The sequence below is a fragment of the Billgrantia ethanolica genome (assembly GCF_021404305.1).
GTDB classification, from domain to species: Bacteria; Pseudomonadota; Gammaproteobacteria; order Pseudomonadales; family Halomonadaceae; genus Halomonas; species Halomonas ethanolica.
The window spans coordinates 585,105-599,959 of sequence record NZ_JABFTX010000002.1; the positions used below are offsets into that span (position 1 = coordinate 585,105).

Consider the following 14,855-nt stretch of genomic DNA (forward strand, 5'->3'; position numbering starts at 1 on the left):
TCGGCCGCTATACGGCCGGTCGTTGTTTTCAGAACCATCTAGAGCCGGAAGTAGGCGGCTTGGTACGGTGGCAAATGCAACTTGCCGCCGCTCACCTCGTACTGGAAGCCGTGCTCCTGCAGCGCCTCGCGCACCTCGGGCAGCGTCGCGCTGTGGGGCTGGCCGGTGAGGTTGAAGACGCACAGCAGCCTGTCACCACCGCGCTGACGGGTGAAGGCGACCAGCGCTTCGCCCAGGTCGAGCAGCTCCATGTCGCCGTCGAACAGGGCCGGATGCTGATGGCGGAAGCGCAGCAGGCGACGGGTGGCGTTGAGCATCGAGTCCGGCTCGTCCTGCTGGCGCGCCACCGACATGGCCAGGTGCGGCTCGGCCACCGGCAGCCACGGCTCCACGTCAGAGAAACCGGCCAGCGGGGTATCGTCCCAGGGCATCGGCGTGCGGCAGCCGTCGCGGCCCTTGAAGTCGGGCCACAGCGGCAGGCCGTAGGGGTCCTGAATGCGCTCGAAGGGCACCTCGGCCTCGGGCAGGCCGAGCTCCTCGCCCTGGTACAGGCAGACGCTGCCGCGCAGCGAGAAGAGCAGGGCCAGCGCCACGCGGGGGTAGGCGATGGCGCACTCCGCACTGCCCCAGCGGGTGGCGCTGCGCACCACGTCGTGATTGGACAGTGCCCAGCACGGCCAGGCATCGCCGGCGAACTGCTGGAAGCGCTCGAGCACGCCGCGAATGTAGTCCGGCGAGCGCGGTGCGTTGAGCAGGTCGAAGGTATAGGCCATGTGCAGCTTGTCGCCGCCCGAGGTGTACTCGGCCATGCGCTCCAGCGGCGTGTCGTCACCGATCTCGCCCACCGTGGTGGTGCCGGGGTACTCGTCCATCAGCGCCCGCAGCTCGCGCAGGAACTCGACGTTCTCGGGGCGGCTGATGTCGTAGATGTGACGCTGCCAGGTATAGGGATTCTCCTTGGGCGCGCCCAGCGTACGGGTGGCGTCGATGGTCAGCGCCGGATTGCTGCGCAGATGCTGGTCGTGGAAGTAGAAGTTGACCGTATCGAGGCGGAAGCCGTCGACCCCCAGCTCCAGCCAGAAGCGCATGTTGTCGAGCTGGGCGGCGCGCACCTCGGGGTTGTGGAAGTTGAGGTCCGGCTGGCTCGACAGGAAGTTATGCAGGTAGTACTGCTGACGCCGGCTGTCGAAGGTCCAGGCCGGCCCGCCGAAGATCGACAGCCAGTTGTTGGGCGCGGTGCCGTCCGGATTGGGGTCGGCCCACACGTACCAGTCGGCACGCGGGTTGTCGCGATTCATGCGGCTCTCCTGGAACCAGGGGTGCTGGTCCGAGGTGTGGCTGATCACCTGGTCGATGATCAGCTTGAGGCCGAGGGCATGGGCGCGCTCCAGCAGGGCCTTGAAGTCCGCCAGGGTGCCGAACAGCGGGTCGACGTCGCGGTAGTCGCTGATGTCGTAGCCGAAGTCGCGCATCGGCGAGGTGAAGAAGGGCGACAGCCAGATGCCGTCCACGCCCAGCGAGGCGACGTAGTCGAGCCGCTCGGTGATGCCGGGCAGGTCGCCGACGCCGTCGCCGTTGCTGTCCATGAAGCTGCGCGGGTAGATCTGGTAGATGACGCCGCCGCGCCACCAGAAGGTGTTGTCTTGCATGGGGTTTCCTTGATGCATGGGTTTACCCTTTCACCGCACCGGCCGTCAGTCCCGAGACGATGCGCCGCTGGAAGATGATCACCAGCACCACCAGCGGTACCGTCACCACCACCGAAGCGGCCATGATCGGCGCCCAGGGCAGCTCGTAGGCGCTGCCGCCGGAGAGCAGGGCGATGGCCACCGGCACCGTGCGCTGGCTGTCGGTCAGGGTGAAGGTCAGGGCGAACAGGAATTCGTTCCAGGCGGCAATGAAGGCGAGCAGCCCGGTGGTCGCCATGGCCGGCCACATCAGCGGCAGGAACACCTTGGTGATGGTCACCCAGGGCGTGGCGCCGTCCATGATCGCGGCCTCCTCGAGTTCCAGGGGCAGCTGGCGCATGAATGTCGTCAGCACCCACACGGTGAAGGGCAGGGTGAAGATGGTGTAGCTCAGGATCAGCCCGCCCGGGTTGTTGTAGAGGTTGAGTGCGCGGATCACCTCGAACAGGCCCGAGAGCACCGCCACCTGCGGGAACATCGACACGCCGAGGATGATCAGCAGTACCGAGGTGCGGCCGCGAAAGCGTACCCGCCCCAGGGCGTAGGAGGCGGTGATACCCAGCAGCAGGGCGATGAATACCACGCTGGTGGCGACCAGCACCGAGTTGAAGATCGCCTGCAGGAAGCTGCGCTGCGAGAAGATCTGCACGTAGTTGGCAAGCGTTGCCCGGGTCGGCCACAGCTCGACCCGGAACAGGTCGCTGGAGGGCGTGAAGGAGGTCTTGATGGCGTAGTAGAACGGGAATACTGCGATCACCACGATCAAGGCCACCAGCAGCCAGAAGCCGGCACGCGCTGCGAATTTTGAAAGCTGGCGTGAGGTCATTAGTCACCTCCCAGTTGCAGTTGCTTGCGGCCCAGATAGAGATAGGCGATGGTCGCCAGGGCGATGATCAGGAACAGCAGGGTGGAAGCGGCACTGCCGTAGCCTACGTCCTGGAACTCCACCAGTTGCTGACGGGCATAGATCGACATCGACATGGTGCTGGTGGAGTTGGAGGTGAGCACGTAGATCACGTCGAACACGCGCAGCGCGTCGAGCAGGCGGAAGATCACCGCTACCATCAGCGCCGGGGTGATCAGCGGCAGGGTGACGCGGAAGAACACCTTGACCGGGTGGATGCCGTCGACTTCGGCGGCTTCGTAGCAGTCCTTGGGCAGCATCTGCAGTGCCGCCAGCACCAGCAGGGCGACGAAGGGCGTGGTCTTCCACACGTCGACCATGATCACCGCCCACATGGAGTAGTTGGCGTCGGCGGTCCAGGCGATGGGGCTGGCGATGATGCCGAACGCCATCAGCAGGTGATTGATGATGCCGAACTGGTCATTGAGCATCCACGCCCACATCTGTGCCGAGACGATGGTGGGAATCGCCCAGGGGATCAGCACCGCGGCGCGCACCAGGGTGCGGCCCTTGAACTCGGCGTTGAGCACCAGGGCGACGATGACGCCGAACACCACCTCCAGCGACACCGAAACCACCGAGAAGTAGACGGTGTTCCATACCGCCCGCCACCAGATGGGATCGGCGAGCACACCGAACCAGCGGCCGTCATCGTAGACCAGGTAATTCTCCAGCCCGATGAACAGGGTATCGCTCATGTCCGACAGCGAGGCGTCGGTGAAGCTGAAGTAGAAGGTGCGCAGCAGCGGCCAGCCGGCCACCATGGCCAGGGTCACCAGCATCGGCGCCAGGAACAGCCAGGCGGCGCGCACACGCTGCCGCCTCACCTTGGTACTGCGATAGCTTGCCGGTAGGGGGCGCGCCGGGATCGGCGCGCTTTCGGTCACGGGAGTCGACATGGCGGGCTCCTGAAGGGGGTTACCAGTTGCGGCGCTTGAGACGGGCCAGCTCGTGATCCAGGTCGCTCATCGCCTGCTCGCCGCTGCGGTTACCGGAGAGTACGTCGTGAGTGGCACTGAAGAAGGCGTTGCTGACGCGGCCATAGGCGTCGCCGGTGGGGGCCGACGGGCGCGCCACGGCGTTGACGAAGGTCTCGTAGAGCTCGCCGAAGAAGGGCACTGCCTCGAGCACTTCGTCATCCTGATACAGCGACTCCAGCGTAGGGTTGTAGGCCCCCTCGATGGCACGGCGCTTCTGCTCCTCGTTACCGGCCAGGAAGGCCACCAGCTCGGCGGCGAGCTCGGGGTTCTCGCTGTAGCGCGATACCGCCAGGTTCCAGCCGCCCAGGGTGGCGGCGGTGCTGCCCTCGCCGCTGTAGGGCAGTTGGGTCACGCCCACCTTGCCACGTACTTCGCTGCCCTCGCTCTGGGCCAGCGCCCAGGCATAGGGCCAGTTGCGCATGAACACGGCATTGCCGCCCTGGAACACGCCGCGAGCCTCTTCCTCGGTGTAGTTGAGGACGCCGTTGGGCGAGATGTCGCCGATCCAGGAGGCGGCAAGATCCAGTGCCGCGGCGGCTTGCGGGTTGTTGATGGTGATCTCGCCGTCCTGGTCGACGATGGTGCCGCCACCGTGGCTTGCCACCCACTCCAGGGCGTTGCAGGTCAGCCCCTCGTAGGCGCGGCCCTGAAAGACGAAGCCGTGCATGCGGCCGTTGCCTGCCTCACGCTCGGCGTTCTGGATCTCGCGGGCGATCTCGGTCAGTTCTTCCCAGGTTTCCGGCGCCTCGAAGCCGTACTGCTCGAGCAGATCGGCGCGGTAGTAGAGCACGCCAGCATCGGTGAACCAGGGCATCGCCACCAGGCGGTCGTCGATGGTGTTGTTCTCGACGATGGCGGAGAAGTGCCCTTCGCCGGCATCGTCGCCCAGCACTTCGCGCAGGTCGAGCAGGTGGTTGGCGAGCAGGCCCGGCCATACGACATCGATCTGCATGATGTCGATGTCGGTGGAGTTGGCGGAGAGGATCTGCTGATAGAGCGACAGGCGTTCGGTGGAGGAGTTGGGCGTCGAGACCACGTCGACGCTGTGACCGGTCTTCTCTTCCCAGGCCCGTACGCCCTGCTGGCAGAGCTGCAGTTCGGCGCCCACGGCACCGCATGAGATGGTCAGATCGGCGGCCTGGGCGTGGCTGAGGCTGGCGGCTCCGGCGACGACGAGGGTGGAGAGCAACGTCTTCTTGTGCATGAAGGTGTCCTTGTCGGCTTGTTGTTATCGATGGCGGCTGAATGGTCTTAAACGATTAAGATCGTTCGGCGCTCAGTTAGCCGTTTCTGCCTGGAGAGTTCAACCTAGACTTTGGGCTAAGAGCTGGCCTGGCGCTTGCCATTGCTTCCTGAGCATAGCTTCCGCGACTTACAGCGAGAGGAAGAACAGAATCAGCGGCGGTGACAGCAGCGAGAGGATGAAGCCGCTGACCACGGCGATGGGCACGCAGGCCACGCCGCCGTGCTGCTGGATCACCGGTAGGGTGAAGTCCATGGAGGTAGCACCGCCGTAGCCGATGGCGAGGGGAGCGTGGCGTTTGATGAACAGCGGAATGAGGATGAAGGCCAGCAGCTCGCGGCTGAGGTCGTTGAAGAAGGCCACCCCGCCGAACACGGGGCCGAGCTGATCGCCGACCAGTATCGCCGAGAGCGAATACCAGCCGAAACCCGATGCCAGCGCCAGGCCCTCATTCCAGCTAAGCGACAGCAGGGGAGCGGCGAGCAAGCCGCCGATGAGGGAGCTCACGGCCAGGGTCATGGCGATGGCCAGGCCATGGCGGTTGAGCAGAATCTGGCGCAGCGGCATGCCGGAGTTGCGCAACTGGCAGCCGATCAACGCCAGCAGCACATAGAGCACCCATTCGGCCAGCAGCTCGGCATGCCGGAAGATGGCATCGCCGCCCAGCCAGGCAAGTGCCAGGCCGATCAGCACGCCGCCCGCCACCACCGCCACCAGGGCCAGGGAGCCGGCCAGTGCTGCCAGTTTGGTGGTGGGCGCATCGGCCACCACCGGCGACGGCCCCATGCGCAGAGCCAGACGACGCGACAGCCACCCCAGCGCCAGCAGGTTGCAGGCGGTGATAACCGTGAACAGCGTCAGTGCCTGTCCGCCCATGCGAGACAGCTCGCGGCCCAGCTCATCGAGTCCCGCCAGGCTGATACCCATCAACAGCAGGATGACGTAGACCGAGGCGCTGACGCCGCGATTGATGACGGCCAGAACGTCGGGGCTTCGCACCGGCACCAGATAGCCCAGCACCAGCGGCAGCAGCACGATCAAAAGCCCCGACAGCATGACGATTTCCTTCAGCCTGGCCGCTCACAGCGGCGAAAACCGCCAACTCTACCAGGCTTTTGCGCCCGGCGCCGGGTCGCGTGCTCAGTCGGTCCTGAGTGAGGTCAGGGTGAGCCGGCTGCGGCGCTCGCCGTCGCGCTGGTAGTCCACCGCCAGCAGCAGGCCGGGATACTCGGGGTGGAAGTGGAACACCATTCTGCGCTCTGGCGTGTCCGGCTCGCTGACCTCAACCTTGAGCGCCTGAAACTCGCCGGCGGGCAGCTTCAGCTCGTCGGTGCCCAGCAGGCGGTAATCGAGGGACTCCTCGCGTCCGCGGTGATTCTGATAGACCAGGCGGCAGGTCTCGTTTTCGCAGCCGCCGTTCAGGGCGCGCCGCGAGAGTTCGATCAGAGCGGCCTGGCGATCCGGCAGCTCGGCCAGTTCGCTGCTGCCCAGGCGATAGTTGCCGCCCACGCCGAACAGCGAGTAGCCGCTGGCGTAGTTCACCGAATGTACGCCCTCGGGCGTGACGATGAAACGGCTGCGCTCGTTGCCTCGGGCCACGGCGATGGCGGCCTGCATGCGGCTCTGCCAATGGCCGCTCTCCTGGGTCAGATGGTGTTCGATGGTGGCGTTGGGCCAGCCTCTCACTTCCAGGCGGTAACTGGCGCTGAACGGCTGCAGTTGCGCGTCGTGCTGGGCCGCGGCCGCCACGGCCTTGGCCGGAAGCCAGGCCAGCAGCAGTAAGGAGAGAGTCAGACGAGCCAGGGCTCGTGAGGGTCGATTCATGGCAGGACCGCTTGGCTGTTGGGCGACAGTAGCTGTGAACCTCACCAGCCCGTCGGGTTCCGTGATGCACGGTTATTCCACGATCCTTCCATGGCTTGCCTAGCGGGACGCTGCCAGACTCTGCAGCCCAAGGCTCAGTACGACCGGATACTCCGTCTCGTCGCTCGCACGACGTTCAAGGCGTCGCAGCGGCGCGGGCAGGCAAGAGAGCATACCCTCGACGCGCTGTCGTGCCTGTTCGGCAGCGCGTAGATAGTCAGGGTCGACGCTGCCGTTCCGAACCAGAGGTACCAGCAGCGGCTCGGCGTCATCGATGACCTCGTCGCGCCTGGCGATCACGTCGCCAGTGAAGGTGCCCTCTGAGTTTTGTCGCCGGAACAACTGTTTGCGCCCGGGCAGGTTGACCTTGCCGGAGGAGTGCTTGACCCGCGGTATGCCGGCGTACTCCGTCAGCTTGTAAGACAGATCGATCACCGGTGCATCGGCAGAGACGCCCATGGCGGTGCCGACACCGAAGGCATCGATCGGCGCGTCGGCATCGAGCAGAGTGGCGATCTCGTATTCGTCCAGGCCGCTGCTGGCGATGATGCGAACCTGCTCGAGGCCGGCTGCGTCGAGCAGCGTGCGGGAGCGTCGGGCGAGTTCGCCGAGATCGCCGGAGTCGAGGCGGATGGCCTCGATGCGAAGATCCGGCTCCTCCTGAAGCAGTTCGATGACCTGACGCACACCTTCGAGGGTGTCGTGGGTATCCACCAGCAGCGTGGTGCCGGGAAAGTGGCGGGCGAAGGCACGAAACGCGTCAGTTTCGCTGTCGTGAGCGAGGATATAGCTGTGTGCCATGGTGCCGCTCAGTGGCAGGTCATGCCGCAGGCCGCCAAGCACGTTGCTGGTCCCGGACAGACCCGCCGTGCGGTAGGCGCGTACGCCACGCACGGCGGCATCGACACCGTGCATGCGGCGCAAGCCAAAGTCGATCACCGGGCGGCCACGGGCTGCCAGCACGATGCGCACGGCCTTGGAGGCCAGTACCGTCTCGAGCTGCACCAGATTCATGAGTAGACTCTCGATCAACTGCGCTTCCGCAATAGGGGCGTCCACCTCCAGCAGCGGTTCGTTGGGGAAAACCGGCGTGCCCTCCGGCAGGGTCCAGATATCGCCGCTGAAGCGCCATTCGCCGAGCCAGGCAAGAAAGTCCCGGTGGAAACGGCCGGTCGCCGAGAGTCGCTCCAGCATGGCCGGAGTGAACCGCAGGCGGCTGATCGTTGCTGCGGCGTGCTGTTGACCACAGGCAAGCATGAAACGGCGCGTGGGAGGCATCTTGCGAAAGAACAGACTGAAGGTGGCCCTCTCCCTCATCGATTCCTTCCAGTAGGCCTCGAGCATGGTCAACTGGTACAGGTCGGTCAGCAGTGCCAGCTCGTGGTCTGCGATCTGTACCGGACAAGTCTCGCTCATCGATGCACCTCGACGCCGGCTGCCTCGAACTCGCGCTGGCAGTTGCCGCGTGCATCCGGTGCGACGGGGGCAGTGAGGGCATCGAGTACTACCACGGAAAAACCCTCACGACGTGCGTCCAGCGCGGTGGCCCTAACGCAGACGTCCATCGCCAGCCCGCACACGGCGACGCGTGCGATGCCGCGCTCGCGCAGGTAGCCGGCCAGGCCGGTGCCCTCGAAGGCGGAGTAGGCGTCAGTGTCGAAGGCAGTGGCCTTGCTCAGCCGAATGACGTCGTCGGCTAGGGTCAACTGGGAGTGGAAGCCAGCCCCCGGTGTGTCCTGCACGCAGTGTACCGGCCAATGGCCACCGCGATGCACGAAGCTCATATGGTCGATGGGATGCCAGTCGCGCGAGGCCAGTACCAAGGCGCCGGCACGCCTGGCGGCGTCGATCTCGGCATTGATGCCTGGTACCAGCGCGCTGCCTCCCTTCACGGCAAGAGCTCCGCCCTCGCAGAAGTCGTTCTGCATGTCCACGATCAGCAGCGCGGTATCGGGTCGGTAATCCAACTGGGCCATGAGCTACCTCCAGCGATATCGGCAAATGGTAACTGACAGAGTATGTCTTGAACGCGCTTCGTTGTAGGAGGACCAAGCAGATTCCCCTGTCCTGGGCAAACGGTGTCGATCGGCGTGGTGTCGATTCGGCGATAAGAATGACGTCGATCAAACCCGACGCCGGTTGCGAGGTGTCGAGCTCAAGATTCCCGCCGTGAGGCCGAAGAAGACTTCGCGCACCGACAGGCAGCGCCACGATGGCCGACGGATATCACAACTACAACGGCACGCTACGCCAGCCACGTCCCGACTCCCGATATCATCGAGCTTGGCAGGGTTCCAACACATGAAAAACTTCCTTCACCGCATTCCAGTGTCACGCAAGTTCATGCTTGTGCTGGCACTGCCCCTTTGCATCATCGTCTGGCTGGCCGCGAGTGGCATCATGGACAGACAACAAGTTGCCAACAACATGCAGCAGGTCGACCGCTTCACCGGTCTGTCGGTGCAGCTCGGTGGTCTGATACACGAGCTGCAGGTGGAGCGCGGCCTGTCGGTCGGCTTCATCGGTAGCAGTGGCGAGGTCTTCGGCACGCGGCTGGCCGCTCAGCGCAGCCGGGTCGACGAGCGACTGGCCGACTATCGCAGCGCCTGGGCCGGCATCGATGTGGGTGGCGACGTCGGTATTACCCAGCGACAGCAGGAGATCGATGCGCTGCTGGCTGAGGTGGCCGATAAGCGCCGCCAGGTAGATGCCCTCGAGATTGGCGGGCTCGATGCCCTTGATTACTACACCGACATCAACGCATACCTGACCGAGATCGTGGGGCGGCTGAGTTCGCTGAGCAATGCTGGCGAGCTCTCCCGTGGCTTGGGTGCCTATTACTCCCTGCTCGAGCTCAAGGAGACGGCGGGTATAGAGCGGGCGCTGTTGGCCAGCGCTTTCGCCGCCAACCGCATGTCACAGGATGTCTATTTCCGCTTTCTCCGCCTGCTCGGCGAAGAGGAAGCGTTCGAGGAGAGCTTCCTCATCCAGGCCGACGCCGAGATGTGGGCTCGGTATCGTGCCGCCACCACCGAACACGAGGCCAATGGCGAGCTGACCATGATGCGCCAGATCGCCATGCGTCAGGGTATCGACGGCGGCTATGGCATTCGCGCGGAGCGCTGGTTTGACGCCCAGACCGGCAAGCTGGAGCGGCTGCGCGCAGTGGAGCTGGCGTTGGCCGAGGACGTACAGCTGCGGGCCCATGCCCTGGCCGGGGATGCCCGCTTCGGACTATGGGCGTTCGCCGGTCTGGCCCTGGCGGCCATTCTGGTCTCCGTCGTGCTTTCCATCCTGCTGGTGCGCAGCATGGTCGTGCCCCTGCGTCAGGCGCTTGCCCTGATCGAGTCGCGCGGTGGCGATCTGACTCAGCGCCTGGCAGTACCCGGCAGCGACGAGCTGTCGCGGCTCTATGCTGCCTTCAATCACTCCACGGACAGCATGGAAGCGCTGGTGGCTTCGATTCAGCAGGGGGCCCGCGGCGTAGGCTCGGCCAGCGGCGAGATCGCCCAGGGCAACGAGGATCTGGCCAGTCGTACCGAGGAGCAGTCCGCCTCGCTGGTGGAAACCGCCACCAGCATGGAGCAGATGACCTCCACCGTGCGTCAGTCCGCCGACAACGCGCGCCAGGCCAGCAGCATGACGGAGCAGGCGGTGACCCAGGCCGAGCAGGCCAGCCGGGTGGCCGAGGAGGCGCGCCAGGCCATGCAGCAGATCTTCGAGGCCAACCGCCAGGTCACCGCCATCGTCGAGGCCATCGACGGTATTGCCTTTCAGACCAACCTGTTGGCGCTCAATGCTTCGGTGGAGGCTGCCCGTGCCGGTGAGCACGGTCGCGGCTTCGCCGTGGTCGCAGGTGAGGTACGCAAGCTGGCCAGCCGCAGTGCCGAGGAGGCCGAACGCATTCGTCAGCTGATCGGCAACACCACCCTGCGGGTGGAGGCCGGTAATGCCCTGGTGGGGCGCACCTCCGAAGCACTGACCGCCATTTCCGGGGACGTACGCCGGGTCTCCGACCTGGTGATGGAGATCTCCTCGGCCAGCGGCGAGCAGTCGGCGGGTATCGAGCAGATCAACCAGGCCGTGGCTCAGCTCGAGGCTACCACCCAGCAGAACGCGGCGCTGGTCGAGCAGGTCGCCACCGCGAGCCGTTCGCTGGACGACCAGGCCGGAGAGATGGCCAGGCTGATCTCCCGCTTCCGCGTCAGCGATGGCCTGGGGCAGCCCACGTCGGTGATGGAGGTTTCGGATGTGGCGCGGCTCGAGTATCGCGGCATGGAGCGCTTGCCCCAGCCGGCTTGAACCGGCAGCGACGATAGCAGCGGCGGGCCAAGGGCCCGCCGTTTCAGTTACTGCTGACGCAGGCCGGCGTCGATATCAATAACCCGCTTCGGGGTCGATGGACTCGACCTCCTCGCCGGCCTCGAAGGCGCGGATCGCTTCGGCCACCTGATCGACGGCCTCGTCCAGCGGGGTCGGCCCGGCCATGTGCGGCGTCACCCAGATGCGCGGATGCCACCACAGCGGGCTCGATTCGGGCAGCGGCTCCTCGGGGAAGGCGTCGAGGATGGCGCCACGCAGCCGGCCTTCCCGTTCGCCTTCACCCAGCGCTGCGAGCAGCGCCGCCTCGTCGATCAGGCTGCCGCGGCCAGGGTTGATCAGGCTGGCGCCTTCGGGCAGGGCGGCGAGTGCCGCAGCATTGATGATGTGGCGGGTCGAGTTGGTGCCGGGCAGCAGCAGCACCAGGGTGCGAACCTGGCCGAGCAGCTCGACCAGGCCCTCGTCGCCGTGGTGGCAGGTGATGCCCTCGAGCGATTTGGGCGAGCGACTCCAGCCGTGCACGGGAAAACCGTCGGCGGCGATCATGGCGGCCACCCTGGCGCCGATGGCACCGAGGCCGAGCACGCCCACCGGCCAGTCGCGCTTGTCGGCAACGGCATGCTCTTGCCACTTCCTTTGCGCCTGCTGGCGGCGGTAGCGGTCGAAGTCGCGCTGAAAGTGCAGCACCCCGTAGCGCACGTAATCGCCGATCAGCTCGGCCATGCCGGCATCGCGCAGCTTGACGATGGGTACCCCTGCGGGCAGCGCCGGATTGTTGAGCAGGGCATCCACGCCCGCTCCCAGGTTGACGATGCCGCGGGCGCGAGTCTGTTCGGCGAGCAGTGCCTCGGGGGGCTTCCACACCGCCAGGTAGTCGGCATCGCGGCGCTTGTCGGCAGGGTCGTCGGCGGTGACGATCTCGGCACCGGGCAGGCGCTCGGCCAGCGCATCGCGCCAGGCCTCGATGTCGTCGATGTGAAGCAATATGCGCATGACGGCTCCTTTCTCGGTAGACGATGGCTCTCAATAGACGATCTGCATCATGGGCGGGGGGGCTTCGTCGAGCAGCACGGCCAGACGCTTGAGTCCCTCTTCCACGCGGGCAATGTCCTGCTCGGCGCCCAGGCTCACCCGGATGCGCCTGGGCGGCGGGGTCTGTTCCACCATGAACGGCACCGCCGTGGTGATGGCCAGCCCCTCCTGTTCCGCCTGCTGCTGCAGCTCCTCGGCGCGCCAGGCGTCGGGCAGGGAAATCCACACGTGCAGGCTGGTGGGGCGCGACTCCAGCGCATGATGACCGAGCAGGCGCTGGGCAAGCTGCTGGCGCTCGCCCAGCAGGCTGCGCTGTTCGCCGGCCAGGGCCTCGACGGTGCCGTCGGCCAGCCAGCGGTCGGCGATCTCGAAGATCAGCGGCGTTGCCATCCAGGTGGTCGCACGCATGCGCGGCAGCACATGGTGCAGCTGGCCTCGCGGTACGGTGAGGTAGCCGGCACGCAGCCCCGGTACGGTGACCTTGGTCAGGCTGGTGACATGAAAGCTCAGCTGCGGGATACGCGATGCAACGGGGGTGAATCCCGGGGCTTCCAGCAGCGCATGCACGTCGTCTTCGATCAGCCATACCCGGTGCCGCGCCAGCACCTCGGCCACGGCGTCGCGGCGCGCCTCGCTCATGGTCGCTCCGGTGGGATTGAGCTGGGTCGGGGTCAGGTAGAGCGCGCGCGGCTTGAAGCGCTGGCAGGCCAGTTCCAGCGCTTCCGGCACGATGCCCTCGGCGTCGATGGCGATGCCGCGCAGTTGGAACCCCAGCGTGCGCGAGAGGGCGATCAGGCCGTGATCGGTGAGCGCCTCGGTCAGCACCAGGTCGCCGTGCTGCACCACGCTGGAAATCGCCAGCATCAGGCCGTGGGCGGCGCCGTTGCAGAGAATGCGGTCGTCCATCTCGCCGGGTACGTGCAGGCGTGACTGCAGCCAGGCGCTGGCGCGCTCGCGCTGGTGAGCGAGGCCGGCGATGGGGCGGCAGGCGCCGATCACGTCGGGGCTGGCCAGTTCGGCCAGCTCGGACAGGGTGTGGCGAAAACGTAGATGATGGCTCGGTGGACATACCGGGTGGGCGATCGACAGATCGATCAGCGGGTTCTCCTGGCGTGCTTCGTGGCCACGCAGATAGGCCGATTCCTTGGCGTCGTCCAGCGCATTGATCCAGGTGCCGCTGCCCACCCGGGCCTGCACCAGACCCATTCGCTCGGCCTGGGCATAGGCTCGTGACACGGTCTGGACGCTGACCCCCAGGTTCTCGGCCAGTTGGCGATGGGGCGGCAACCGGGTGCCGGGCACGAGTTCACCCTGGCGCACCGCTTCCGAGAGAGCACGAGCGATGGCCAAATACTTGGGGCCCGTATCCGTCAGGTACGGGGTTAGATCAATCGTCATGATGCAATAAAGCCTTTGACCGCCAGCCAAGGGGGGATGCTACTATCAGCTTAGCGGCATTGAACTGGGATTGTCATGTTTTCCGCCAAAATCGATCATGACAATTTTGGGCCGGTCCTTTCATCCCTGACCGCGATGACCGACTATCCGATGGCCCGGCCTTCTTCTGCAGCGAAGAGGGCCGGTTCTTGGTGATTTTATGGCGAGTGGCCCATGACTCAGGTATCCCTGTCCTTCACTCGTGAGGAATATGCCAGCCGGCTATGGAAGGTGCGGGCTGAAATGGCCAGTCGAGGGATCGACGTGCTGGTGATCAGTGACCCGTCCAACATGGCCTGGCTGACGGGCTATGATGGCTGGTCCTTCTACGTTCACCAGTGCGTGCTGGTGGGGCTGGAGGGCGAACCGGTGTGGTACGGCCGGCGCATGGACGCCAATGGGGCGCTGCGCACCTGCTGGATCGACCCGGACAACATCACCTACTACCCCGACTACTACGTCCAGAACCCGGACATGCACCCCATGGACTACCTGGCCCAGTCGATCATGCCCGATCGCGGCTGGCATCAGGGCGTGGTGGGGCTTGAGATGGACAACTACTACTTTTCGGCCAAGGCCTACCAGAGCCTGCTGCGCGAACTGCCCCATGCGCGCTTCATGGATGCCAACTCGCTGGTCAACTGGTGCCGCGCGATCAAGTCGCCCCAGGAGATCGCCTACATGCGGGTGGCGGGCAAGATCGTCGAGGGCATGCATTCGCGCATTCTCGAGGTGATCGAGCCCGGCCTGCCCAAGAGCAAGCTGGTCTCGGAGATCTACCGTGTCGGTATCGAGGGCTGGGTCGACGAGAACGGCAAGGTTTATGGCGGCGACTACCCCGCCATCGTGCCCATGCTGCCCACCGGCAAGGATGCGGCGGCGCCTCACCTGACCTGGGACGACACGCCGTTCCGCAAGGGGGAGGGGACCTTCTTCGAAATTGCCGGGGTGTTCAAGCGCTACCATGCGCCGCTGTCGCGTACGGTGTTCCTGGGCCGGCCGCCGCAGGACTTCGTGCGCGCCGAGTCTGCCCTGCTCGAGGGCATCGAGAACGGCCTGGCGGTGGCCAAGCCCGGCAATCGCACCGCCGACATCGCCATGGCCCTGGGCGCGGCGATGGACAAGTACGGCTTCGACCGCGGCGGCGCCCGCTGCGGCTACCCCATCGGTATCAGCTACCCGCCGGACTGGGGCGAGCGCACCATGAGCCTGCGCCCTTCGGACGAGACCATTCTCGAACCGGGCATGACCTTCCACTTCATGCCGGGCCTGTGGCAGGACGACTGGGGGCTCGAGATAACCGAGAGCATTCTGATCACCGAGACCGGCTGCGAAGCGCTGGCCAACTTCCCGCGCCAGCTTTTCGTCAAGTAAGGCCAGCGTTCGTC

Annotated in this window: 12 protein-coding genes; 2 read left to right on the top strand and 10 right to left on the bottom strand. The window is 65.6% G+C overall.

The annotated features are described in order from the left end of the window. Positions 1–38 precede the first annotated feature (38 nt). The 8 genes from HOP53_RS11510 to HOP53_RS11545 form a co-directional block, all read right to left on the bottom strand. The gene (locus tag HOP53_RS11510; RefSeq protein ID WP_234270170.1) at positions 39–1,649 is read right to left on the bottom strand and encodes an alpha-glucosidase family protein; all 1,611 of its coding nucleotides are present in this window, start codon (positions 1,647–1,649) and stop codon (positions 39–41) included. Between the two features lie 22 nt (positions 1,650–1,671). Continuing rightward, positions 1,672–2,514, bottom strand: coding sequence for a carbohydrate ABC transporter permease (locus HOP53_RS11515; RefSeq protein ID WP_234270171.1), 843 nt, complete (start codon positions 2,512–2,514; stop codon positions 1,672–1,674). Beyond that, entirely contained in the window at positions 2,514–3,491 is a 978-nt protein-coding gene (locus HOP53_RS11520; RefSeq protein WP_234270172.1) for a carbohydrate ABC transporter permease, read from the bottom strand. Before HOP53_RS11520 ends, HOP53_RS11515 begins: the two co-directional genes overlap by 1 nt. Before the next feature lie 19 nt (positions 3,492–3,510). Continuing rightward, entirely contained in the window at positions 3,511–4,776 is a 1,266-nt protein-coding gene (locus tag HOP53_RS11525; RefSeq protein ID WP_234270173.1) for an ABC transporter substrate-binding protein, read from the bottom strand. 168 nt (positions 4,777–4,944) lie between these two features. Beyond that, entirely contained in the window at positions 4,945–5,871 is a 927-nt protein-coding gene (locus HOP53_RS11530) for a LysO family transporter (RefSeq protein WP_234270174.1), read from the bottom strand. 84 nt (positions 5,872–5,955) lie between these two features. Then, entirely contained in the window at positions 5,956–6,639 is a 684-nt protein-coding gene (locus HOP53_RS11535) for a hypothetical protein (protein ID WP_234270175.1), read from the bottom strand. Between the two features lie 99 nt (positions 6,640–6,738). Next, complete coding sequence (locus HOP53_RS11540; RefSeq protein ID WP_234270176.1) at positions 6,739–8,094, bottom strand: nicotinate phosphoribosyltransferase; 1,356 nt, start codon at positions 8,092–8,094, stop codon at positions 6,739–6,741. Beyond that, complete coding sequence (locus HOP53_RS11545; RefSeq protein ID WP_234270177.1) at positions 8,091–8,654, bottom strand: nicotinamidase; 564 nt, start codon at positions 8,652–8,654, stop codon at positions 8,091–8,093. The genes HOP53_RS11540 and HOP53_RS11545 overlap by 4 nt, the downstream gene beginning before the upstream one ends. A 424-nt stretch (positions 8,655–9,078) precedes the next feature. Here HOP53_RS11545 and HOP53_RS11550 point away from each other — a divergent pair, with 424 nt between their 5' ends. Further along, positions 9,079–10,980 carry a methyl-accepting chemotaxis protein gene (locus HOP53_RS11550; protein ID WP_234270178.1) on the top strand — a complete coding sequence of 634 codons (1,902 nt, stop codon included), beginning with the start codon at positions 9,079–9,081 and terminating at the stop codon, positions 10,978–10,980. 75 nt (positions 10,981–11,055) lie between these two features. Here HOP53_RS11550 and HOP53_RS11555 read toward each other — a convergent pair whose 3' ends face one another. Together HOP53_RS11555 and ehuR are read right to left on the bottom strand one after the other, a co-directional pair. Beyond that, positions 11,056–11,991 (bottom strand): 2-hydroxyacid dehydrogenase, encoded by a 936-nt coding sequence (locus HOP53_RS11555; RefSeq protein ID WP_234270179.1) that lies wholly within the window; start codon positions 11,989–11,991, stop codon positions 11,056–11,058. A gap of 30 nt (positions 11,992–12,021) precedes the next feature. Further along, positions 12,022–13,428 (bottom strand): MocR-like ectoine utilization transcription factor EhuR, encoded by a 1,407-nt coding sequence (ehuR, locus tag HOP53_RS11560; RefSeq protein WP_234270180.1) that lies wholly within the window; start codon positions 13,426–13,428, stop codon positions 12,022–12,024. A 213-nt stretch (positions 13,429–13,641) separates the two neighbouring features. Between ehuR and doeA the strand changes: the two genes are divergently transcribed. Then, positions 13,642–14,841 (top strand): ectoine hydrolase DoeA, encoded by a 1,200-nt coding sequence (gene doeA / locus HOP53_RS11565; protein WP_234270181.1) that lies wholly within the window; start codon positions 13,642–13,644, stop codon positions 14,839–14,841. Positions 14,842–14,855: the final 14 nt, after the last annotated feature.

Excerpts from the sequence above, each read along its gene's own strand:
- HOP53_RS11525 (WP_234270173.1), bottom strand. The coding sequence starts at position 4,776 with ATGCACAAGAAGACGTTGCTCTCCACCCTCGTCGTCGCCGGAGCCGCC.
- ehuR (WP_234270180.1), bottom strand. The coding sequence starts at position 13,428 with ATGACGATTGATCTAACCCCGTACCTGACGGATACGGGCCCCAAGTAT.
- HOP53_RS11520 (WP_234270172.1), bottom strand. The coding sequence starts at position 3,491 with ATGTCGACTCCCGTGACCGAAAGCGCGCCGATCCCGGCGCGCCCCCTA.
- HOP53_RS11530 (WP_234270174.1), bottom strand. The coding sequence starts at position 5,871 with ATGCTGTCGGGGCTTTTGATCGTGCTGCTGCCGCTGGTGCTGGGCTAT.
- HOP53_RS11555 (WP_234270179.1), bottom strand. The coding sequence starts at position 11,991 with ATGCGCATATTGCTTCACATCGACGACATCGAGGCCTGGCGCGATGCG.
- HOP53_RS11535 (WP_234270175.1), bottom strand. The coding sequence starts at position 6,639 with ATGAATCGACCCTCACGAGCCCTGGCTCGTCTGACTCTCTCCTTACTG.
- doeA (WP_234270181.1), top strand. The coding sequence starts at position 13,642 with ATGACTCAGGTATCCCTGTCCTTCACTCGTGAGGAATATGCCAGCCGG.
- HOP53_RS11510 (WP_234270170.1), bottom strand. The coding sequence starts at position 1,649 with ATGCAAGACAACACCTTCTGGTGGCGCGGCGGCGTCATCTACCAGATC.
- HOP53_RS11550 (WP_234270178.1), top strand. The coding sequence starts at position 9,079 with ATGGACAGACAACAAGTTGCCAACAACATGCAGCAGGTCGACCGCTTC.
- HOP53_RS11545 (WP_234270177.1), bottom strand. The coding sequence starts at position 8,654 with ATGGCCCAGTTGGATTACCGACCCGATACCGCGCTGCTGATCGTGGAC.
- HOP53_RS11540 (WP_234270176.1), bottom strand. The coding sequence starts at position 8,094 with ATGAGCGAGACTTGTCCGGTACAGATCGCAGACCACGAGCTGGCACTG.
- HOP53_RS11515 (WP_234270171.1), bottom strand. The coding sequence starts at position 2,514 with ATGACCTCACGCCAGCTTTCAAAATTCGCAGCGCGTGCCGGCTTCTGG.